Origin of the sequence: Psychrobacter sp. P2G3 (assembly GCF_001593285.1) — a bacterium.
In the GTDB taxonomy this organism is placed as follows: domain Bacteria; phylum Pseudomonadota; class Gammaproteobacteria; order Pseudomonadales; family Moraxellaceae; genus Psychrobacter.
The window spans coordinates 840,347-861,665 of sequence record NZ_CP012529.1; the positions used below are offsets into that span (position 1 = coordinate 840,347).

General features: G+C 38.0%; 18 protein-coding genes. 16 read left to right on the forward strand and 2 right to left on the reverse strand.

Translation table 11 applies throughout. The features are described from left to right. The first annotated feature begins 74 nt into the window (after positions 1-74). The 3 genes from nadC (at position 75) to AK823_RS03625 (ending at position 3,447) form a co-directional block, all read left to right on the forward strand. The gene (gene nadC, locus AK823_RS03615) at positions 75-935 is read left to right on the forward strand and encodes a carboxylating nicotinate-nucleotide diphosphorylase (RefSeq protein ID WP_068326267.1); all 861 of its coding nucleotides are present in this window, start codon (positions 75-77) and stop codon (positions 933-935) included. A gap of 187 nt (positions 936-1,122) precedes the next feature. Next, positions 1,123-1,764, forward strand: a complete 642-nt coding sequence (locus AK823_RS03620) for a MarC family protein (RefSeq protein WP_082785626.1) — start codon at positions 1,123-1,125, stop codon at positions 1,762-1,764. Positions 1,765-2,064: 300 nt separating this feature from the next. Further along, positions 2,065-3,447 (forward strand): NAD(P)/FAD-dependent oxidoreductase, encoded by a 1,383-nt coding sequence (locus AK823_RS03625; protein WP_068326270.1) that lies wholly within the window; start codon positions 2,065-2,067, stop codon positions 3,445-3,447. 134 nt (positions 3,448-3,581) lie between these two features. Here AK823_RS03625 and AK823_RS03630 read toward each other — a convergent pair whose 3' ends face one another. After that, positions 3,582-4,184, reverse strand: a complete 603-nt coding sequence (locus AK823_RS03630; protein ID WP_068326273.1) for a LysE/ArgO family amino acid transporter — start codon at positions 4,182-4,184, stop codon at positions 3,582-3,584. 246 nt (positions 4,185-4,430) lie between these two features. On the opposite strand from AK823_RS03630, the gene AK823_RS03635 reads away from it, so the two are divergent. The 3 genes from AK823_RS03635 (at position 4,431) to AK823_RS03645 (ending at position 6,588) form a co-directional block, all read left to right on the forward strand. Next, positions 4,431-5,153 carry a hypothetical protein gene (locus tag AK823_RS03635; RefSeq protein ID WP_068034789.1) on the forward strand — a complete coding sequence of 241 codons (723 nt, stop codon included), beginning with the start codon at positions 4,431-4,433 and terminating at the stop codon, positions 5,151-5,153. A 150-nt stretch (positions 5,154-5,303) separates the two neighbouring features. Next, complete coding sequence (locus AK823_RS03640) at positions 5,304-5,969, forward strand: hypothetical protein (RefSeq protein WP_068326277.1); 666 nt, start codon at positions 5,304-5,306, stop codon at positions 5,967-5,969. A gap of 61 nt (positions 5,970-6,030) precedes the next feature. After that, entirely contained in the window at positions 6,031-6,588 is a 558-nt protein-coding gene (locus AK823_RS03645; RefSeq protein WP_068326282.1) for a hypothetical protein, read from the forward strand. A gap of 149 nt (positions 6,589-6,737) precedes the next feature. On the opposite strand, the gene rluB is transcribed toward AK823_RS03645, so the two are convergent. Beyond that, positions 6,738-7,652, reverse strand: a complete 915-nt coding sequence (gene rluB / locus AK823_RS03650; protein ID WP_068034791.1) for a 23S rRNA pseudouridine(2605) synthase RluB — start codon at positions 7,650-7,652, stop codon at positions 6,738-6,740. 572 nt (positions 7,653-8,224) lie between these two features. On the opposite strand from rluB, the gene AK823_RS03655 reads away from it, so the two are divergent. From AK823_RS03655 to AK823_RS03700, 10 genes are all read left to right on the forward strand, one after another. Beyond that, positions 8,225-9,322 carry a polysaccharide biosynthesis/export family protein gene (locus AK823_RS03655; RefSeq protein ID WP_068038995.1) on the forward strand — a complete coding sequence of 366 codons (1,098 nt, stop codon included), beginning with the start codon at positions 8,225-8,227 and terminating at the stop codon, positions 9,320-9,322. A 15-nt stretch (positions 9,323-9,337) separates the two neighbouring features. Next, positions 9,338-9,769 (forward strand): low molecular weight protein-tyrosine-phosphatase, encoded by a 432-nt coding sequence (locus AK823_RS03660; protein WP_068034792.1) that lies wholly within the window; start codon positions 9,338-9,340, stop codon positions 9,767-9,769. A gap of 15 nt (positions 9,770-9,784) precedes the next feature. Further along, positions 9,785-11,992 carry a polysaccharide biosynthesis tyrosine autokinase gene (locus AK823_RS03665; protein ID WP_068326285.1) on the forward strand — a complete coding sequence of 736 codons (2,208 nt, stop codon included), beginning with the start codon at positions 9,785-9,787 and terminating at the stop codon, positions 11,990-11,992. Positions 11,993-12,019: 27 nt separating this feature from the next. Next, a complete protein-coding gene (locus AK823_RS03670) occupies positions 12,020-13,981 on the forward strand; it encodes a nucleoside-diphosphate sugar epimerase/dehydratase (RefSeq protein ID WP_068034794.1) in 1,962 nt (653 codons plus the stop codon). 65 nt (positions 13,982-14,046) lie between these two features. Further along, positions 14,047-15,324 carry a Vi polysaccharide biosynthesis UDP-N-acetylglucosamine C-6 dehydrogenase TviB gene (tviB, locus tag AK823_RS03675; protein ID WP_068034795.1) on the forward strand — a complete coding sequence of 426 codons (1,278 nt, stop codon included), beginning with the start codon at positions 14,047-14,049 and terminating at the stop codon, positions 15,322-15,324. A gap of 31 nt (positions 15,325-15,355) precedes the next feature. Further along, on the forward strand, positions 15,356-16,384 hold the full coding sequence (locus tag AK823_RS03680) for an NAD-dependent epimerase/dehydratase family protein (protein ID WP_068326288.1): 1,029 nt from the start codon (positions 15,356-15,358) through the stop codon (positions 16,382-16,384). Between the two features lie 12 nt (positions 16,385-16,396). After that, entirely contained in the window at positions 16,397-17,653 is a 1,257-nt protein-coding gene (locus tag AK823_RS03685) for a flippase (RefSeq protein WP_068326291.1), read from the forward strand. Continuing rightward, positions 17,643-18,719, forward strand: coding sequence for a sugar-transfer associated ATP-grasp domain-containing protein (locus AK823_RS03690; protein WP_068326294.1), 1,077 nt, complete (start codon positions 17,643-17,645; stop codon positions 18,717-18,719). Before AK823_RS03685 ends, AK823_RS03690 begins: the two co-directional genes overlap by 11 nt. 223 nt (positions 18,720-18,942) lie before the next feature. Further along, positions 18,943-19,986, forward strand: coding sequence for a hypothetical protein (locus AK823_RS03695; RefSeq protein WP_068326296.1), 1,044 nt, complete (start codon positions 18,943-18,945; stop codon positions 19,984-19,986). A 215-nt stretch (positions 19,987-20,201) separates the two neighbouring features. Then, the gene (locus AK823_RS03700; RefSeq protein WP_068330121.1) at positions 20,202-21,317 is read left to right on the forward strand and encodes a glycosyltransferase; all 1,116 of its coding nucleotides are present in this window, start codon (positions 20,202-20,204) and stop codon (positions 21,315-21,317) included. The last annotated feature ends 2 nt before the right edge of the window (positions 21,318-21,319 follow it).

The window sequence follows — 21,319 nt, forward strand, 5'->3', positions numbered from 1 at the left end:
AGTTATATTTATGCTCATTTTGAGTTTAATTAAATTGATGTTATATCAACCACTGCGTATAAAAAGGACTAAAGATGACAGTCATAAAAGAACCAGCATTGGATGAAGTGTTACTTAAACCCTTAGTGGAAGCTGCTTTGACTGAAGATTTGGGTAGACGTGGCGATGTCACATCTCAAGCAACTATTCCAGCCGATATGCAAGCGCAATTACAGATTAAAGCGCGGCAAGCAGGTGTGATATGCGGGATGGATTTGGCACGACTGTCTTTTTTTCTAATTGACGCACAGATTGAGTTTACTGCTCAGGTCATTGATGGTGAGATGGTTGATGCTAATACGGTATTGGCAACTGTTCGCGGTAATGCGCGTCATCTACTGACTGCAGAGCGCACCGCATTGAATTTTATGACTCATCTAAGTGGTATTGCAACGTCAACACGGCAGATCGTTGATAGTGTGGCAGATTATCCAGCGCAAATTACTTGTACGCGTAAAACCATTCCAGGCTTACGTACTGTGCAGAAATATGCGGTACGCTGCGGTGGCGGGCGTAATCATCGCTTAGGATTAGATGATGCAATTTTAATCAAAGACAATCATATTGCCATTGCAGGTGATATAAAAACAGCGATTCAACAAGCACAAGATTTCGCTGGCCATCTGATTCCAATTGAAGTTGAAGTCGATACGTTAGACCAGTTAAAGCAAGCTTTGGACGCTGGTGTAACTTTAGTACTTTTAGATAATATGTCGCCTGAAATACTGTCACAGGCGGTAGCAATGTGTAACGGTCGTGCAAAAACGGAGGCGTCAGGCGGTATTACACCTGAAACCGTGCAAGCAGTAGCAGAAACAGGCGTTGATTTTATTGCGATGGGTTATTTGACTCATAGTACGACTGCGCTCGATATCGGGCTTGATTTTAGCGCTTAACCACCGCTTGATTAGCGATAATTTACTCGTTACTGGGGTGTGCAAGTATTAACCAAAGTTAATGATTTAATTAGGTTATCTGCCTATGCTACAATGCCGCTGCTAACCGACTATTGGGATATCGTTGCACTCGCACGATAGCCTTATCTTTTTGCCCCAGTTTTATCGATAGACAAGCGAGCGCTCAGTGAATACTGAAATTATCAAGATTATCTTAGCCTTTGTGGTATTGATTAATCCATTTAGTGCGTTGACATTGTTCTTAGATTTGACACGTGGCTACTCGATGATCAATCGACGTAAAGTTGCACGAATTGCTTGTCTGACTATTTTTATTACCATAAGCTTTTTTACCGTAGCAGGTGAGACGTTACTTAAGTTGCTTGGAATTTCTATTGGCTCGTTTCAGCTGGCAGGTGGCATACTGGTATTTTTGATTGCCCTCAATATGATGAATGGTGATGGTAATCCAGTGAAGCCTGATCAAGAAAACTTTGATGTCGATCATGTACAGAGTTCACCACCCAGCACTGCCTCAGCTGTCGTACCACTTGCTATACCAATGATGATTGGGCCGGGTGGTATCTCAACAGTTATTATTTATTCCTCACAAATCTCAGGTATATTACGAGTCTCAGCGGTACTTATCGCAGGCTTATTAATCAGTCTATTTTGTTATTTAGCATTGATGGCAGCCGGTCGTATTAGCCGTTTATTGGGTGATACTGGACTAAATATTATGAGCCGAATCATGGGAATGTTACTTGCAGCGGTTTCTATTGAAATTATCGTTAGTGGCTTGCGCACCCTGTTTCCTGATTTGATATAGTCTTTTTATCCCTGTTATTTCTCTTATTTGCTGTTTTTCCTATCAATTATTGCTCCATAATATTAACTGTTTAAAACCAATTAGCCATTTAAACAGTTAAGTACTGCAAGTCCCTACCTTTACTAAAAATCTTACCAAAAACTTTCTGTAGAACAGGTACAGTCATGAGTTCTTTTTGTCTCTTTCAAAAGTACTTTAAGGCTCTGATTAGTCTATTGATAACCAATGAACCCCTCTGATAAACGCCATTCATAAAAATATGTTATAGTAATTGCCCACTATTTCTAGCAGGAGTTAATCTTGAGTAAGACAAAAATTGCTATTTTAGGTGCAGGTCCAAGCGGTTTAGCGCAATTACGTGCTTTTGAAGCAGCTCGTTTAGCTGGTGCCACAGACTTACCTGAAATAGTTTGTTATGAGAAGCAAAATGCTATTGGCGGTATGTGGAACTACAGTTGGCGCACAGGTCTAGATAGAAACGGTGAACCCGTTCACGGTAGTATGTATCGCTATTTATGGTCAAATGGTCCCAAAGAATGCTTAGAGTTTGCAGATTATTCGTTTGACGAGCACTTTGGTGAAGCTATCCCATCATATCCGCCACGTGAAGTCTTAAAAGACTACATCATGGGTCGTATCGATAAGCAAGATATTCAAAAATACATCCGCTTCGAGTGCCCTGTACGTTGGGTGTCATTTGATGATGAAACGCAAAAATTCACCGTGACGGTGATGAATCATAAAACCAATGAGCAAGAAGTTGAAGAGTTTGATTATGTCGTGGTTGCAACGGGTCATTTCTCCACACCAAACATGCCATACTTTGAAGGCTTAGAAGCATTCCCTGGTCGTATCCTACACGCCCATGACTTCCGCGATGCGTTAGAATTTAAAGATGAAGATATCTTACTCATTGGCAGTAGTTATTCTGCTGAAGACATTGGTACGCAGTGCTATAAGTATGGTACCAAATCAGTCACTATCAGCTATCGCACACAAGCGCTTGGTTATGACTGGCCGGATGGTATTAAAGAAGTGCCATTAGTGACTCACTTCGAAGATGATGTGGCACATTTTGCAGACGGTACTAGCCAAAGCTTTGATGCCATCATTATGTGTACAGGTTATTTATTCCACTTCCCATTCATGCCTGATGAGCTGCGTTTGCAAACGCATAACTGCTTATATCCAGCCAATCTGTACAAAGGTATCTTTTGGCAGCCCAATCCAAAGCTGATATACCTAGGTATGCAGGATCAATATTTTACCTTCAACATGTTTGATGCGCAAGCGTGGTATGCTCGCGACGTAATGATGGGTGATATCGAAGTGCCTGACTTGGTGACACGTGAAGCAGATGAGCAAAAGTGGCTGACAACTTACGATAAATGTACTACGGTCAGTGATTCAATCGACTTTCAAGCCGCTTATATCCGTGATTTGACCAATGCGACCGATTACCCAGAGTTCGCTGTAGAAAAGCAGGGTGAGATTTTAAAGCAATGGCAAGAAGATAAAGCTGAAAATATCATGACCTTTAGAGAAAAGGCCTATCGTTCTACGTTAACAGGTACGTTATCGCCTGAGTTGCCAGAGCCTTGGTTAGATGTTCTTGATGATTCGTTAGAGCACTTTTTGAATTTAACCTTTGTTAAGCCCAAGAAGCGCAAAAAAGCATCATAGATAGTAAATAATCGCCAATTATTCTGACCAAACATGCTTCACAAGCGTGTTTGGTTTTTTCGTTTTTGCCGCCTTCTTTTATAGTTGGATTTGCCCACTGTTGTAGCTGTGCTTTTTTAATTTTGATAGCATTTTTAACTCTGATATAGATGCCAAGCTAAGTACAGCATAAGTATGCCTACTAGAGCATCGAGTATATTCCATGCTTTTGGTTTGGCAAATAGTGGTCTGAGTAGCCGTGCGCCATATCCAAGTGCAAAGAAGAAAAAGAACGAGGCGCTTACTGCACCAGCTGCAAATACCAATTTGCTATTCGCACCGGTTGAAACCATACCAACTAGCACCAATGTATCTAGATAGACATGCGGATTGAGCCAAGTAAAACCAAAACATAGTAATAATGCTTTTTTTAAACTGGTGACGACTTGTCCGTCGACATTGAGAGCATGCGATAGACGCACACTGGCATATAAGCTTTGTAACCCATAGCCAAGTAAGAATACGACGCCAGCGAATTTTGCAATGTCTACGACCTGTGGATAGCGTGCTGTTACTGCCCCAAACCCTGCCACACCGGCAGATATTAAAATTGCATCGCTGACTGCACAAAATAAACAGACAAAAAATATGTGCTCGCGTTTAAGCCCTTGTTTTAGCACAAAGGCATTTTGTGAGCCAATGGCTATAATTAGTGATAATCCAAGCAAGAAGCCAGAAATATAATCGGGAGCATTCATAATGATTGACTTATTTTTAATGACCAAAATGTTGACGTTTGCTTACTGGCAGACTGACAAAAAGCTGTTAAGATAAGTCATTGAATGCAGCACAGTCAACCATAATAATAGTCATTTAAGCAAACCGAGTGCAAATGTATAAATCGTATTTTAATTAGGTTGGTGCTGCGGTTATTATTTTGTGGATAAGGTTTAATAATGAATGGGTGAGGGGCAAACTAGGTCATGGTCGTAAGTTTGACAAGAATGCTACAGTCATTTGGGCAAGCTCAAGATGATCTGCCGACATTAGCTGCTCAAAATGCTCAGCAAATGGTTGTCAGTCAGAGTACAAAGGTCAATGATAATAACGATCAAGGAAATAGTAGGCCCTCTGTTCTTACACCTCCTGAGCGTGCAGACCGTATCTGTGCTGCGTTAGCACAGGTCAATGATATCCGCTCGTCAACGCCATTGACTGATCGCTATTTGTCCAATCGCTCTCAGATGCGCCCGATTAATAGACCACCTTTTGATCCAGATAGTTTATGGTATCTCAAACATGGAAGCTGTCCGATTATGACTGAGCTTGTTGATGTGGTTGATGAAGCCACCCTAAACGCGATGCCTATTGAGGCTGTTGCGATACTAGACCGAATTAATGGTAAGCTTAAGCGCTATCGTGAATGGAGTAGTGAGCTCAACGAGCAACAACAGCAGCAACATAATGAGCGTCAGTTTGTCATCGATAAGCTCGTGTCAGAGAGTATTCCAGAAGCGCTACATCATTATGAGCAATTACAACGCTTTAGCCCGCATCGCACTAAGAATAATATGGTGCAAGGAAAAATGACTGCAGGTGACATGCTGACTGATCTATTCTTAGAGATTGATTACGAGCTTGATGAGCTACTAGATGAGTTGCATCAAATGGTTATGAATCGTCTTGCTTCAACGCACCGTTATGTTAAAAGCCGTACGCAAAGTTAATATCTATTTAGATGAGTTAGCATCATTAAACATAATCAGCTCAATACATAACAATATAAGGCTTCAATACAGCCTTATTTTTTTGTTTAATGTTTATTTATAATAATAAGAAGTTTCTAAATCATTCTGCTAAACAATGAGGACAATCCAATGACCCAAGTAACTGCGATGTTAGTCATGTTTATTTTATACGGTGTGCTACCAGCAGCTGGGTTATATCTAGGGTATCGTGGCATCAAAAAAGTCACTGCGCCTAAAATGCTCGAATATGAAGCGATGCCGCAGCTCGGTTATATTCCCGAAAAAAGCTTGCCAGAAGAAGTGAAAACAGCGCTTGCTCAAATTAATCAAAAAGGTGAAAAGCTTCGTGCTATCTATGGTGATACCAATAATGATGGCAAAATAGATGATAAAGATACCGTCAACGAAACATACATTATGATTCAAAATTTGATGGATAGGCATGTTCCGCTAGCAGTAGCTGACTATCGCCGCTTGCATGACTTGGACGGTGCACTTGCTGAAAATACTAAGATTAAGCACTCTGATGTCACTGGTAAAGAGGCATTGCTTGAGGTACTTGAAACGATTAATACGCAGTTTGATGATTTGCTCAATGCTTCATATCATCAGGACGGTCAAAAGCTGCTAGCGACCAATCGATATTTACAGAAACGTTTTGATAATCCAAAGGTTGAATCAGCAAACGCCCAACAGCTTGATAAACTTGATAGTCTTGAAAACAAAGAAACTACGGACAAAGTCATTGAAAACCCTAGTAGCGAAAGCCCTAAAGCTGAAGATATTAAACTGTAAATGATAGGTTATATATACTAAATGGGAAATCGCCTGACTGAAAAACAAAGAGTGAATGAATATGAGTATAGTATTGGGCGTTGGTATAGCGGTTACCACGATTACGACCATCTACTTAGGTAAAAAAGGCTGGCAAGCACTACATAAAGCAGTTGGTATTACCCCAGGTATACTCGTTTATCAAGATCCTAACGCGCCACTATCCTTATCTAGTATGACTTGGCAACAACTTAATTTAGACAACAATCATCTAAAATGCTTGTCAGATCACCAGTTACGCCAACTGCAACGTATTGATGAAAAGGTATTTGACTATCAAACCTACCAAAAAGAGTTACAAGCGCAGAAAATGACTTCTGTAGTCAATGAACAGCAGTTTATGTTAAATAAGATGCTTCAAGTTAGGTTGCCTGAAATGCTAGCCAGTCATCACTTAGCGAATATTAGTACAAGCTCTAAAAATATAAATAGTGAAAAGAAAGCAGAGGCTAGTGAGTTATTGCAACAGGTGTTAAATAATATTGAGCAGCGTTTAGATGTATTGTTAGATGAAATGGAAGCGCAGCATTTGCAAGATTTACGAGTAATGAAGAACTATATCGATAGCCACGACAGCTAAATACCTAGACATCTGAACATCCAAGTTGGTAATCACGTTTTGACCAATCTGTATACAAACTGCATAAAAAAGCTGCCAATGATTATTCATCATTGGCAGCTTTTTTATGGTTTACTCCGAATCTATAGAAGATTCAAAGTGGCGTTACATTAACGCTTATCGTTGCGGTCACGAGTATTGCGTGAACCACGACTAGCAGGGCTAGCACTACTCTTAGGTTTTGCGCTGGTAGTGCGATTATCAGTACGACGCGCTTTAAGCGGTTTATTTTTGATACGTTCTTGCTTTTCTTTAGCAGCACCATGCAGACCAGTACCATAACGTGGGCGTAAGCTCACCAAATCGGTCAAAGTATTGATGTCTTTTTTATCTAGCTCTAAAAAGCGACCAGTACGCAGCTCTTTTGGTAGTGCAATCGTACCATAGCGAGTACGTAGTAGACGGCTAACCTTAAGACCTTGCGATTCAAACAAACGTCTTACTTCACGATTACGGCCTTCTGTTAGCCTGACGTGATACCACTTGTTAACGCCTTCACCGCCCCCTTCTTTGATATCTTCAAACTGTGCCATACCATCTTCTAGCATAACGCCAGCAGTAAGGTTGCGGGCAATGTCAGGGGTGACTTCACCCAGTACACGTACTGCATATTCGCGAGTAACTTCATTCGATGGATGCATCAAGCGATGTGCCATCTCGCCATCATTGGTAAATAATAATAGCCCAGTTGAATTGATATCTAGGCGTCCCACCATTACCCAGCGGTCATGAGTTAGCTTTGGTAAGCGTTCAAAGACCGTTGGACGACCTTCTGGATCTTTGGCAGAGCAAACTTCACCTTCAGGCTTATAATAAGCCAATACACGGCGACGCTTCTCATTTTCGGCAGTATATTTAATTTGACGACCATCAACGCGAATCTCATCACCTTGTTCAACGCGATCACCAATAGTTGCAGGTCCATTATTAACAGATACTCGACCTGCTTTAATAACTTCTTCCATTTGTCTACGTGAACCAAGACCCATACGGGCGAGGGCTTTTTGTAGTTTTTCATCTTTCATAATCGTGTCCTTGAGTCGGTTAGGTTACATTTCGCAATGTATCAACATCATTGAGTGAGTTTCACCGTGTATTCTACGCTATTTTAAAGTGTTTAGCGCGTAAATTGCTTTATTAACAATTCTTTAATTTCGTAAAGACTATTTATAAATGCATTATTTATTGGCAATCATTCATACCTATAATGTTGCGTTCATACTTTGCTAATCAAGTTTGGCAAAAAATTTACCACCGTTTAGGCCGTTAAAAGTAATATAAATACCGTTCGTACTATTAAATGATATTTCTATTTCTCTTATGTTATGTCGGTTGTTACTATCTAAGTTGTAAGAGAAGAAAGTTGTAGAGTGGTAATACTCAACAATACTGCACGGCAATTGATTATTCTTCCATTACAAAAGTTTATAGAATATTGCGTTGTATTTAATTTGAGTGTATATTCAGCGATAATTAATCCGCTTTTTCGAATATATGTATTTTTTTAATCCGTTTTTGCGAATATATGTAACAAATATACTCGTTTTGAAGGATATAAGGTTGAGTAGACATCATGGTCAATAAGCATTCCACCCCTATGCATAACTCCTCAAAGTTGCTAAACGCATTCTATTTATCAGCTGCTGTGTTTCTAACTGGTTGTACAACCATTAATGCAGGGCTGCAATCTGGAGATTTGCCTCCTAACGGTACTTTTGTAGCAGAAAACGGTATTCGGTTTAATGTTCAGCCATTAAATCTGGCTACTCTACCGCCTAAACAAGTTGCTGTTCGTAATAATGATGTGTCTCGTCTGATTCAATCTTCTAGACCAGTAGATTATCGTATCGCTGATGGAGATATCTTAAGCATTGTATTGGTGGGTTATCCAGATATCGCCCCTTCCTCATCAGCTGGAAGCTCTAATCCTTACGCTGCAGGTTATCCTGTTGATCAACAAGGCTTTATTCAATTTCCTATGATAGGTCGTATTAAGGCGAGTGGTTTAAGTGTGCCTCAGTTTACGAACAACCTACGCGGAAGATTGCAAAAATATCTTAAATACTCGGATCCACAAGTCAAAGTGGTTAATTACCGTGGCAATAAGTTCTTTATCGATGGTGAAGTTAGACAGCCTGGTGAGTTTAATATTGAGGATGCGCCAGTATCGCTATATGGAGCTATTTCTATGGCAGGCGGAGCAACCACAATTGGTGATTCAAACAATATTATATTGAATCGTAAAGGTCAAAGCTATTCATTAGGTTTGCAGTCATTGCGCGAAATGGGTTCTTCAGCCAATCAGATATATTTGCAAGACGGTGATTCTGTACACGTCAACAGTCAGAGCCGTAACAGAGTCTTTGTTTTAGGTGAATTTGGAAGAATTGAGCCTATACCTATTTTGGAGCAAGGACTTAGCCTATCTAGCGTATTAGGAGAGTCAAGAGGCCTGAATGCTAGTACCGCTGATGCTGCCAAGATATACATCGTGCGTGATAATAAAGAAGCTCAATTTACCAATATCTATTATGTCGATATGCAGACCATTACTAGTTTTGCATTGGCCAATCGTTTTGAGATGCAGCCCAATGATATCGTCTATGTCGACCCAACTGGTCTAACTCGTTGGAACCGTGTTATCAGCGCATTGCTACCATCTACCTCTGCGGCCAGATTAATTTCAGGTATATAGAAAGAAGTATAGGTTATGGCGTTTGATAACATCTTAGTTGTTTGCGTAGGCAATATATGCCGTAGTCCGATGGCAGCTGCAATATTAGCTAAGCGTTATCCGCAAAAGCATATTGACTCTGCTGGCCTATCAGCACTGATAGACCATCCTGCTGATACAAAAGCAATTGAAGTAATGGCAGTTGACGATATAGATATCAGCACACATGTCGCTAAGCAAATTAGTGAAGAGTTAGTAGGAAAAGCAGATTTAATTTTGACCATGTCAACAAGCCAGACCAAATGGATTGAAGAAAAATGGCCACATTGCCGAGGTAAAACGTTTCGGATTGGCCATTGGATTGATAAAGATATTACAGACCCTTATCGGTCTCCTAAATCGGTGTTTGAGGCTGCTAAAAGCAATATTGTTAAAAGTCTCGAACAATGGAATGAAAAAATCACTTAAGTAGCGGATATAAATATGAATACAGACTCAAAAAATCTATCAACATCCGTCAGTGATCGGGACAATGACGACATCACTCTGTCAAGCCTACTCGGCTCATTGTTACGTGGCTGGAAAACTTTGCTTTTTTTCACTCTATTAGGCTTGATAGCAGGCATATTATATAGCCGCTACGTAATGCCTACTTATGAGTCAGATGCAGTGGTGCAAATTGATGCCAGTCCTCAAGGTGTCTCAGCGCTTGGTGAAAATATCTCTAATTTGGTTGGGTCAGAAGCTAGTATGGCTCAAGCGGAAGCAGAGCTAATAAAGTCGCGCATGATACTGGGGCCAGTCGCAGATTCATTACACTTACAAATTCGCTTGAGCAACCCTGAAATTGGGGTTATTGAGAGAATAACAAAAGATCGAATCAATACACCAATTCATTCCGAAGAGGGAGTGTCATTACAGACTGACAGCGGACAAGTCACAGTCAGTCAGTTCGACGTATCAAAAGATTATTTAGATCGCGGCTTCACTTTAGCGAGATCTGATACAGGTTTTGTACTTAGTAATGGTACTGATAGTTTTAAAGGTCAGTTAAACCAGCCGCATCAGTTCAAAGGGGTAGATGGTGATATCCAGATTACAGTGGAAGAGCTGCCTAACAATAATCAGCCTATCAATATCACTAAACAATCATTACAAATTACGACAGATAGTATAAACGGTAATTTGACAGTAGAAGAACTAGGTGTATTGACCGGTATTATTCAGATGTCTTTGTCTGGACCTAACCAACAACAAACCACTTTAATATTAAACGAAATTGTTCTGTCATATATAAATCAAAATAAATCTCGTAGTTCTGAAGAAACAACTAAAACTCTGGATTTCATGGAAACACAGATTCCTGTGTTGAAGCAAAAGCTTGAAGGCTCTGAGTCACTGTTTAATGATTTCCGTAAAAAGTACGGCACTATTGATGTGGCCCAAGAAGCACAGCTACTGTTGGCAGAGGACTCTAGAATTGACGGTCAACTTAACGATCTAAAGCTTCAACAAGCTGAGTTGTCTACTTACTATACAAATGAGCATCCATTAGTTATTCAAATCAATGATCAATTGAGAGTATTGAACAGCAGAAAGCAAGAGATCAGTAATACCATTGCAGGCTTACCTGAGATTCAAAGAGAGTTTTTGAAACTATCGGAAGATGTTGATATCAATAGAGAGATTTATCTCACTATGCTCACAAACTATGAGCAATTAAAAATCGTTAAAGCAGGTCAAATTGGTTATGCACGTATCGTTGACTTACCTGTCAGTACTTATAATGCTATTGAACCAAAAGAAAAGCTAATCATTCTGTTAGCCACCATTCTAGGAACAATAATAGGTACAGTATTAGTGCTACTTAGAAGCTCAATGAGAAACGTCGTTCGAGACCCTGAAAACCTTGAATCTAAAATAGGCGTCCCTGTTATAGCGACGGTTCCTCGCTCAAAAGCATTGCAACGTTTGAGCAAGAACAGCCGTGCCACTAATCGACTGCTATCTTACGCTGATCACAATAGTCCAAGTTATGAGGCGATAAAGAGCTTAAGAACGTATCTAATGTTTGGTATGCCGAGCATTGCTAAGACCAATCAACGCGGTCGTGTAATAGTCGTCACTGGCGAAAGTCCAAATGTTGGCAAGTCTTTCATCGTCGCAAATTTGGCAGAAGTATTTGCCCAGCTAGATAAGAAAGTTCTAGTTATCGATGCAGATATGCGTTTAGGTAGTCTTCACAGCATATTTAATATGGAACAAGATGACGGTCTTGCAGATTTCTTTACGCAAGATCAAAGTACCGCCGTTAGTATTACTCATCCTACTAATATAGGTAACCTTGACTTTATTCCACGTGGTAATAATTCGCGTAACCCTTCTTCAATGCTAGCTGGTGAGAAGTTTGGTGGTTTGATGAATGAGCTAGCGGCTCATTATGATTACATCATTATTGATACACCACCTGTGCTAGCAGCGACAGATGCCGTAATACTTTCTAAATATGCTGACCAAGTAGTGATGGTGACTCGCCATAATGATTCATTAGAGGGTCAGTTAGCTTATGCTGTCAAGCAGATGAACAAAGCGAACATTCAGGTAGACGGCATTGTTATCAACGATATGCAGCAAGGAATTATGAGTAAGAATAGCTATCATCACACTTACACTTATGGCAACACCCAATAATAGCGGTAACACAACCAGTTGAGTCTTATGTCTATGAAGCCAGAGCCTAATAAAACGTATTCTGCAAATAACAACGCTGGTAACGGGTTATATGGTACTGCCCAGCGATTGTTAGAGATGCCACGCGTAGCAAAGCGCGGGTTCTTTCTGACCACAGATATGCTGATGTCAATGGTTTGTTTATTCCTTGCTTTGGCATTGCGATATGGTGATATCGATAACCATATTAGTCCTTTGTTACTGTTTCTTTATGCGCTGCCTCCTGTCATTGGTCTTTATTACATTGGCTTTTATAGAGGTGTTGCTCGTATATTTTCTGATAGGGTTATGCGCAACGTACTACAGCTATTTATCGTACTCATTATTGCCTACGAAGTCATGAATTTTTTCGAAATATTAACTGATATACCGCGTTCAGTTCCTATTTTGTACCTATTCTTATTCTTTGTTTGGTTGTGGAGCAGTCGTTTAAGTATACGAGAAATATTAGAGCGTAGCAGCGGTATCCAAAAGAATCATGTTAAAAATGAAGATACTCAGGAAAATGTCATCATTTATGGGGCAGGTGCAGCAGGTAGAGAGTTGTTTGATGCATTAGAACGATCTCATAAATATAGTACAGTTGCTTTTGTGGATGACAATCTGCAATTGGCAGGCGGGTACTTACTAGGTGTAAAAATACATGATGCTGCTGAAACGGTAGAACTTGTAGACAAGTTAGATGTCTCCCAAGTGTTCTTAGCAATGCCTTCGATTAGTCGCGCTCGTCGTAGACAGATTATTGAAGAGTTTGCAGAAGTATCAGTCAAAATTAAACAGCTACCAAGCTTGCATGAGATTGCTGATGGGCAAGTTACAGTCAGCACTATGCGTCCTGTTGATATTTTAGATGTATTAGATCGGCAGACGGTTGAGCCTGACGCCATGTTATTGAGCAAAAATATCGCAGGTAAAAACATTCTAGTCACTGGTGCTGGTGGATCTATCGGTAGTGAGCTGTGCCGACAGATAATCAAAAACAAACCTCAGTGCTTGATACTGTATGAGTTGTCCGAATATGCCTTATATAGCATTCATCAAGAGCTAAAAAACCAGCAAGTTCTTAATCCTGATTATAGTGATATTCAAATCATTGCCATGATTGGTAATGTGACCAATGAAGATAAGCTCATTAGAGTATTCAAAAAATATAGTATCCATACGGTATATCACGCAGCTGCATATAAGCATGTACCTATTGTTGAACATAATCCCTTTGAAGGCGTTATCAATAATTCTAAAGGTACTTACCATTGCGCTTACGCAGCCCTGCAGGCCAAAGTTGAAACTTTTGTACTTATTTCTACTGATAAAGCGGTAAGACCGACCAATATTATGGGCGCTTCTAAACGTTTGGCTGAGCTGGTATGTCAAGGGTTGAGCCAAGTAAATAGTAAAACTTGCTTTAGCATGGTGCGCTTTGGGAATGTACTTGGTTCATCAGGTTCGGTCATTCCTTTATTCACCAAACAAATCGAGCAGGGTGGTCCTATTACTGTAACGCACGAAGATGTTACACGCTATTTTATGACCATTCCAGAAGCAGCAAGCTTAGTCATACAAGCAGGTGCAATGGCAACAGGTGGGGAAGTATTTGTCTTAGATATGGGAGAACCAGTCAAAATCGTAGATCTGGCCAAACGTATGATTTATCTAACAGGCTGTAAGCTCAAGGATAAAAATAATCCTGATGGCGACATGGAGATTGTCGTTAGTGGATTAAGACCAGGTGAGAAGCTCTATGAAGAGCTTATTATCGGCGACGATAATGTAGAGCCTACGCAACATCCACTAATTAGGCAGGCAATGGAACAAAGCTTCCCACTAATGGATATCGAAAACATGCTGTCTCAGCTAACACGTAGAGCCCAGCCACATGATGTTGAATGGCTAAAAGAAGAATTTAAATACTTTGTAGAGGGCTACCATGAAGGTTCAGCACCTTCGTAGACCTTTTTCACTATAGTGCTCATTAATTTGGGTTATCGAAAACACTTTATTTAGAAAGGAATGTTATGAGAGATATCAATAATATAAAGATAGCAGTTATCGGCCTTGGTTATGTGGGTCTACCTCTAGCTGTTGAGTTTGGTAAAAAAGTCTCTGTAATGGGCTTTGATATAAATGCTACTCGTATTGCCGACTTGCAAGCAGGTACGGATCATACATTAGAAGTTAGTGATGAGGAGTTATCTCAAGCGACGCATCTGAGCTATACCTCAGATATTCAAGCGCTTAAAGATTGTAACTTCTTTATCGTTACTGTACCGACACCAATTGATGATTTCAAACAGCCAGATCTAACTCCTTTAATCAAGGCGTCACAATCTATAGGCGGTATTCTCAAAAAAGACGATATCGTCGTTTATGAGTCTACCGTTTATCCAGGCGCTACAGAAGAAGTATGTATTCCTGTGCTTGAAGAAGTGTCTGGTCTAACTTTTAACCAAGACTTTTATGCAGGATATAGTCCTGAGCGTATTAATCCAGGTGATAAAGAGCATAGAGTAGTTAATATCTTGAAAGTCACTGCAGGCTCTACACCTGAAATAGCAGACTTTATTGATGATGTTTACAATCTAATCATTATCGCTGGCACGCATAAAGCGCCAAGTATCAAGGTCGCAGAAGCAGCTAAAGTTATTGAGAATACACAAAGAGATGTGAATATTGCTCTAATTAATGAATTGGCCGTTATTTTCAACAAAATGGATATCGATACCGAAGCGGTGCTAACAGCCGCAGGTACTAAATGGAACTTTTTACCATTCCGTCCAGGCCTAGTGGGTGGACATTGTATCGGTGTCGATCCTTACTATTTAACGCATAAGGCACAAGCCATTGGTTATAACCCTGAGATTATTCTTGCTGGTCGTCGTTTAAACGATGGTATGGGAGAGTATGTTACGACTCAGCTTATTAAGAACATGATTAAAAAACGTATTCAAGTAGAAGGCGCAAAAGTGCTCATACTGGGGCTAAGTTTTAAAGAAAACTGTCCTGATGTGCGTAATACTAAAGTTATCGATATCGTTCACGAATTGCAAGAATATAACATCGAAGTCGATATCTATGATCCTTGGGTAGATGCTAAAGAAGCTCATCGTGAGTATGGCATCACACCAATCAGTAAACCTCAAGCAGAGCAATACGACGGTATTATTTTAGCAGTTGCACACTCAGAATTTACAGATATGGGTGTCAGTAATATCAGAGAATTAGGTAAAGAGAAACACGTGCTTTATGACCTAAAATATGTATTTGCAAAAGAAGAAACTGATATTCGCCTGTAAATATAAGATATATAGCTAATAAGGACATACCATGACGCAATATGAACAGACAACGCAGACACTAGCAAACAATCCAAAGCAATGGCTGATTACTGGAGTAGCAGGCTTTATCGGCTCAAACTTACTTGAGACTTTGTTGAAGCTCGATCAAACCGTCGTAGGTTTAGATAACTTTGCGACAGGTCATCAAAAGAACTTAGATGAAGTACAGTCGTTAGTATCTGCAGATCAGTGGCAACGTTTCAGATTTATCGAAGGCGATATAAGAAAAGTAGATGATTGCCATCAAGCATGCAAAGGTGCAGATTATGTCTTGCATCAAGCTGCACTAGGCTCTGTACCTCGTTCTTTAGCAGACCCTATTGCTACCAATGAAACCAATATTTCAGGGTTTCTGAATATGTTAGTGGCTGCGCGTGATGCGGAAGTATCAAGCTTTACTTATGCAGCGAGTAGTTCAACATATGGTGACCATCCTGCATTACCTAAAGTCGAAGACGCTATCGGCAAGCCACTATCTCCATACGCCGTGACTAAATATGTCAACGAGTTGTATGCAGAAGTATTTGCACGCAGCTATGGTTTTGAATCTATCGGTCTTCGTTATTTCAATGTGTTTGGCAGACGTCAAGATCCAGACGGTGCTTATGCAGCAGTTATTCCAAAATGGACAGCTGCCATGATTGAGAACGATGATGTGTATATCAATGGTGATGGCGAAACCAGCCGTGATTTTTGTTATATCGACAATACGGTACAGGCAAATATATTGGCAGCGACAACTACCAATAATGAGGCCAAAAACCAAGTTTATAATGTGGCAGTAGGCGATAGAACGACGCTAAACAAGTTGTTCAACTCGATTAAGTCAGCATTAGCAGAAAATAATGTGAAATATGATAAAGAGCCTGTATATCGAGACTTTAGGGAAGGTGATGTAAGACATTCTCAAGCGGATGTGACTAAAGCAAAAAACTTATTAGGATATAAGCCTCAGTTTGACATTAGTCAAGGTATCGATAAAGCCATGCCTTGGTATGTTAAGTCGTTAGCAAATTAATAGTTGAGTTTTATGATTAGTAAAGTTCGCACCATGCTACGTAATAAAGATACTAGCCAATTGCTAAAAAACTTTTTTTCACTGGCAGTTTTAAAGCTTGTTAATGCCGTATTACCTTTCGTTACTTTGCCTTATTTGATAAAGGTATTAGGGATACAGCAATATGGGGCGATCGTATTAGCACTGTCATTAATAGCTTATTTTCAAGCAGTAACAGATTATGGTTTTAATCTGTCAGCGACACGAGAGATTGCAAGGCATCGAACCAATAAGAGACAATTAAGTTTTATCTACAGTAAAACAATCATTACCAAAATGTACTTACTGCTGTTCTCTTTAGCTGTATTGATACCGATAATTTTGCTTGTACCGCAGTTTAAAGAGGATTTACTTGTATATTTATTAATGTGTTTAATGCTCATAGGTCAAACCCTATTCCCTGAATGGTTTTTTAGGGGCGTTGAAAAAATGGGTTATATAACGGTTTTAAATCTTATAGTTAAGCTTTCATTTACCATAGGAGTTTTTATATTAATAAAAGCTCCACAGGACTATTGGATATATCCATTTTTATTAGGGGTAAGCTATATTATCGTAGCATTTATTTCACATTATATAATAATACGTAAATTCAATTTAAAGGTAATGTTTGTAGGTATTAAAAGAGTTAAAAAGACGTTAAAAATTGGCTTTCCACTATTTGTAAACCAATTCGTTCCAAATCTTTTTAATAATACAACTAATTTTCTTGTTGGGATGATACTGGGTAAGGCGTCTGCAGGTTATTTTGGCGCCACAAGACAGGTTGTACAGTTATTGACTGTTTTTAACTCTGTAGTATCAGGTGTGGCTTTTCCATATTTAATTAGGTATAAAGAAAAGTTCGATATTTTTAGCAAATACTATTTAATCTTAATAGCAGCTATTTCAATTTTCTTAATAATAGTGCATCAGTATATTTTTGATATTATTGGTATAAAATATAGTTCTGACTCAGAAGTCTTTTATATGCTTATGGCAGGATTTTTGGCTATTGTTTTCTACAGTATTTACTCTACTAACTATCTAATCTCGAGAGGATACGATAAGGTGGTAATGAGAATTACTATAGCAGCGTCAACAATAGGATTTGCATTATCCTTCCCACTTATTTATAAGTTTGGACTATTGGGAGGAGCTACTAATATATTTATAGGTCAATTGATTTTAGGATCTGGATCCTACTTCTATTTCAAAAAGATAAACAAGGGCATAAAACATGAAAGCTAAAAAGTTTGTAAAAAATAAAGTTGTTGGAAGCTGGAAGTTTTTATCAGCGTATTCTGCTTTTCATAAGCTGCATAAATCAATATATGATTCTCCCGACTTTCAAAAAGTAAGTCTAACAAAAGATGAGAAGAAGGAATATCGTAATTACTGGAAAGCTGTATCCCCAGTTGTTAGCTTCAAGACAGTAGAAATATCAAAATCATTATCAGGGGCATTTAATAAGCGGATTATCCCTGAAGAGTTTTATAGCTTATATGTTGAAAGATTCTTAAATAATGAAGGAAATGTTGAATTTCTAGCGCATAAAAGTATATATAACAAATGGTTTGGTAGAGGTATCTTTCCAAAAGACTTCTTTCATAAGCTTGATGGTAGTTATTATACGTATGAATTCGAAGCTATAGATGATATTGAAGCGTTTATTGATAATGAAATTAACAATACTGATTTTCCTATCGTCATTAAACCTAATAAAGATAGTTATGGTGGAAAGGATGTGTACTTTGTTGATAGCAAGGAAGATATTAAAGAAATTATAAAACAACATCCTAACTTAGTGGTTCAAGAAAAAATAGAACAGTCTGAATTAATCAATGCCTTTAACAAAGATAGTGTGAATACTGTTCGTGTAAGTTTATATAAAGATAAAGATAATGTAGTACATATGCTTAATTCTGGTATACGTATAGGAAAAGATGGAAGCTTAGATAATGTATCAGATGGTGGGATTGTCTGTAGTATAAAATTAAATGGAATACTAAATGAATATGCAACTGATATAGATGAAAAAAAGTATTTGAGTCATCCTAATTCCGGTTTTGTTTTTGAAGGTAAGAAATTTCCACTATATAACGACTTGGTTGAAGTAAGTAAAAGCATTGCTAGAGCTGTTGTAGGTGCTCGTATAATCAGCCTTGATATGGCCTTAGACTCTACTGAAAAATGGCGATGCATAGAGATAAATCTATTTGGCCAAACTATAAGGATCCCACAAAATGCAGGGGAGCCGTTCTTAGGTGAATATACTGATGAAATCATTAGTGATTTTATTAAGTCTAGGAAATGATCTATTTTTATAATTAAATCTGTACTTAAAATATTCTTTACATCGAATACCTATCATTGTTTTATGTAGGTATTCAATGTATATTTTTTGTCTATCTTTACAAATGTTTTATCTAATAGTAATAATAATTTTACAATATATAATTAAATGATGTATTTTTGTAATTAAAGTGGTATTCTTGTTAGTTAAAAGATAGAAATATTAATTGCAGGGACTTAATATTATGAAGGTATATATCGCTACACTACCTAATGGATTTTTTGGTAGTACTGGTCAAAGTTGGCAGAGTATAGATGTTAACAAAGTGTCAAGTCTCTTGAATTATGATAGTGAAATTATAACTATCAATGACCTGATGCATATTGATTTTGATAAAACAGATATGGTTTTTTACACTTCTAGTGATGAGGAAAATATTAGACTGTATCTAAGAGATGTCATGTATTTCATTAATAAAAAATGTAGAATTATACCAAGTTACGATATACTTATGAGTCACGAAAATAAAGGATTTCAAGAGTTATACAGAACTGAATTAGGTTTTGGTAATTTAAAAGGAAATTACTTCTTCGATATCGATGATTCTAACTTACCATTACCGAAGGTATTAAAAACAGTGGGTGGAGCAGGTAGTAGTGGTGTATTTCTAATAAAGGATGAAAAAGATCTTTTAGATATTAAGAAAAAATATTTCAATGTATCAAATAAAAGAAAGGTAATAAAATTACAAAGAAAAATTAGACTACAAGCTGAGGAGTTTTCAATATACAATTATAGACATAAAGGGTTTAATAGGTTTGTTGAACAAAAATTTATACCTAACTTAACAAATGATTTTAAGATTTTAGTATTTGGTGACAGGTACTATAGTTTAAAAAGAAACATTAAAGAAGGTGACTTTAGAGCGAGTGGAAGCGGACTGTTTGAACATGTAAGGCCTCCGAAAGAGACTTTAGACTATGCGAAGAGTATATTTGATGAAATCAACAATCCTTATGCTTCGTTAGATATTGCTCAATCACCGGATGGTTGTCATTTAATAGAGTTTCAAGGTACTAATTTTTCACCAGGCACCTTACTGAAAGCGCCAAGTAGATATGTTTGTATAAATGGAGAATGGGTTGAAGAGAAGAATAATCAAGATCTTGAGGAAAATTTTGCATATGCTCTAAATTTTTTTATAAAAAGTAATGAATCATTTTCTTTACAAGACGTTTTAAATGTAAAATTTAAAAATGAAGGTTTAAAGGCTTTGAAGGTTTTATAAGAGAACAGGTGTAAGATACAGATAAGATATCTCAATCATTGTTTTTTTTATGAAAAATAATTAAAATCTATATAGTACTAACTGTTTTTTTGGGAATACTGGCATGTAAAATGAAGTTTATTTCTTCTCATTACCAAAGAAATATTTTGGTAAAGAAAAATTGCTATACAAAGAAACCTTTTCTTATGGCTTGTTACACTACGTGGAATGTAAAAATGACTAAAAAAGTAACACACGTAATTATTGGCTTGAATGTAGGCGGTGCTGAGTTGATGCTCAAACGATTAGTACTGCACAGTCAAAAAACAGGTCAGTTTCAACATAGGGTTATTTCTTTAACAGATATTGGTATTATTGGTTCAGATTTACAGAGTCAGGGGATAACAGTACATAGCCTCGGTATGAAATCTGTATCATCAGTACCGAGAACCCTTTTTCGGTTGAGAAGTTTACTAAAAGATACTAGGCCCGACGTCGTACAAACTTGGATGTATCATGCTGACTTCTTGGGTGGTCTAGCTGCAAAGAGTGTAGGTGTTGATAATATTATTTGGGGTATCCGTACTACAGATGTATCTCAAGGTGCTTCCAAGCAAACAGTTCATCTTAGTAAGTTATGTGCAAGACTGTCTTATTACGTCCCCAATTCTATAGTTTGTGCGGCTCATGTATCAAAAGACTATCATATAGGTATTGGTTACGATAAATCTAAGATGATGGTTATCCCTAACGGTTTTGATGTAGAGGCGCTTTCTTCTACAGAAGAAGATGGACTTAATATTCGTAAGCAATTTGACTTGTCCCATAATGATATCGTCATTGGATCTGTAGGCAGGTTTAACCCAGTCAAAAACCAAAAGCTTTTTGTACAAGTTGCCTCTACGTTAATAAAAGATTTTCCAGATTTGAAGTTTATGTTAGTAGGTAGAGATAATGACTCAAAAAATAAAGAGCTAATGTCTTGGATTAAACAGTACGACCTTTTAGATAATTTTAGACTGCTGGGTCAGAGGAATGATGTACCTAAATGTCTTAGAGCTATGGACATTTTCTGTTTACATTCTAAAACTGAAGGGTTTCCAAATGTAGTAGGAGAAGCTATATTATCAGATACTACATGTGTAGCAATTAATGTAGGGGATGTTGGAGTCCTTTTAGATGAAGAGTCTATTGCTCTAAGTAATGATGTAACTGGAGTTAGTAATACTATAAAAAACTATCTTACCTATCCGAAAGATAAATTACTTAAAAAAGCCAATGAGAACAAACATAATATTATTACTAAATACTCTATGGAAGTAATTATAGACAAGTTCCACAGTTTATATTAAAA

Coding starts and splice junctions, on each gene's coding strand:
- AK823_RS03655 (WP_068038995.1), top strand. CDS start 8,225: ATGCATAACTCCTCAAAGTTGCTAAACGCATTCTATTTATCAGCTGCT.
- tviB (WP_068034795.1), top strand. CDS start 14,047: ATGAGAGATATCAATAATATAAAGATAGCAGTTATCGGCCTTGGTTAT.
- AK823_RS03660 (WP_068034792.1), top strand. CDS start 9,338: ATGGCGTTTGATAACATCTTAGTTGTTTGCGTAGGCAATATATGCCGT.
- nadC (WP_068326267.1), top strand. CDS start 75: ATGACAGTCATAAAAGAACCAGCATTGGATGAAGTGTTACTTAAACCC.
- AK823_RS03685 (WP_068326291.1), top strand. CDS start 16,397: ATGATTAGTAAAGTTCGCACCATGCTACGTAATAAAGATACTAGCCAA.
- AK823_RS03670 (WP_068034794.1), top strand. CDS start 12,020: ATGTCTATGAAGCCAGAGCCTAATAAAACGTATTCTGCAAATAACAAC.
- AK823_RS03695 (WP_068326296.1), top strand. CDS start 18,943: ATGAAGGTATATATCGCTACACTACCTAATGGATTTTTTGGTAGTACT.
- AK823_RS03640 (WP_068326277.1), top strand. CDS start 5,304: ATGACCCAAGTAACTGCGATGTTAGTCATGTTTATTTTATACGGTGTG.
- rluB (WP_068034791.1), bottom strand. CDS start 7,652: ATGAAAGATGAAAAACTACAAAAAGCCCTCGCCCGTATGGGTCTTGGT.
- AK823_RS03635 (WP_068034789.1), top strand. CDS start 4,431: ATGCTACAGTCATTTGGGCAAGCTCAAGATGATCTGCCGACATTAGCT.
- AK823_RS03700 (WP_068330121.1), top strand. CDS start 20,202: ATGACTAAAAAAGTAACACACGTAATTATTGGCTTGAATGTAGGCGGT.
- AK823_RS03645 (WP_068326282.1), top strand. CDS start 6,031: ATGAGTATAGTATTGGGCGTTGGTATAGCGGTTACCACGATTACGACC.
- AK823_RS03665 (WP_068326285.1), top strand. CDS start 9,785: ATGAATACAGACTCAAAAAATCTATCAACATCCGTCAGTGATCGGGAC.
- AK823_RS03690 (WP_068326294.1), top strand. CDS start 17,643: ATGAAAGCTAAAAAGTTTGTAAAAAATAAAGTTGTTGGAAGCTGGAAG.
- AK823_RS03630 (WP_068326273.1), bottom strand. CDS start 4,184: ATGAATGCTCCCGATTATATTTCTGGCTTCTTGCTTGGATTATCACTA.
- AK823_RS03680 (WP_068326288.1), top strand. CDS start 15,356: ATGACGCAATATGAACAGACAACGCAGACACTAGCAAACAATCCAAAG.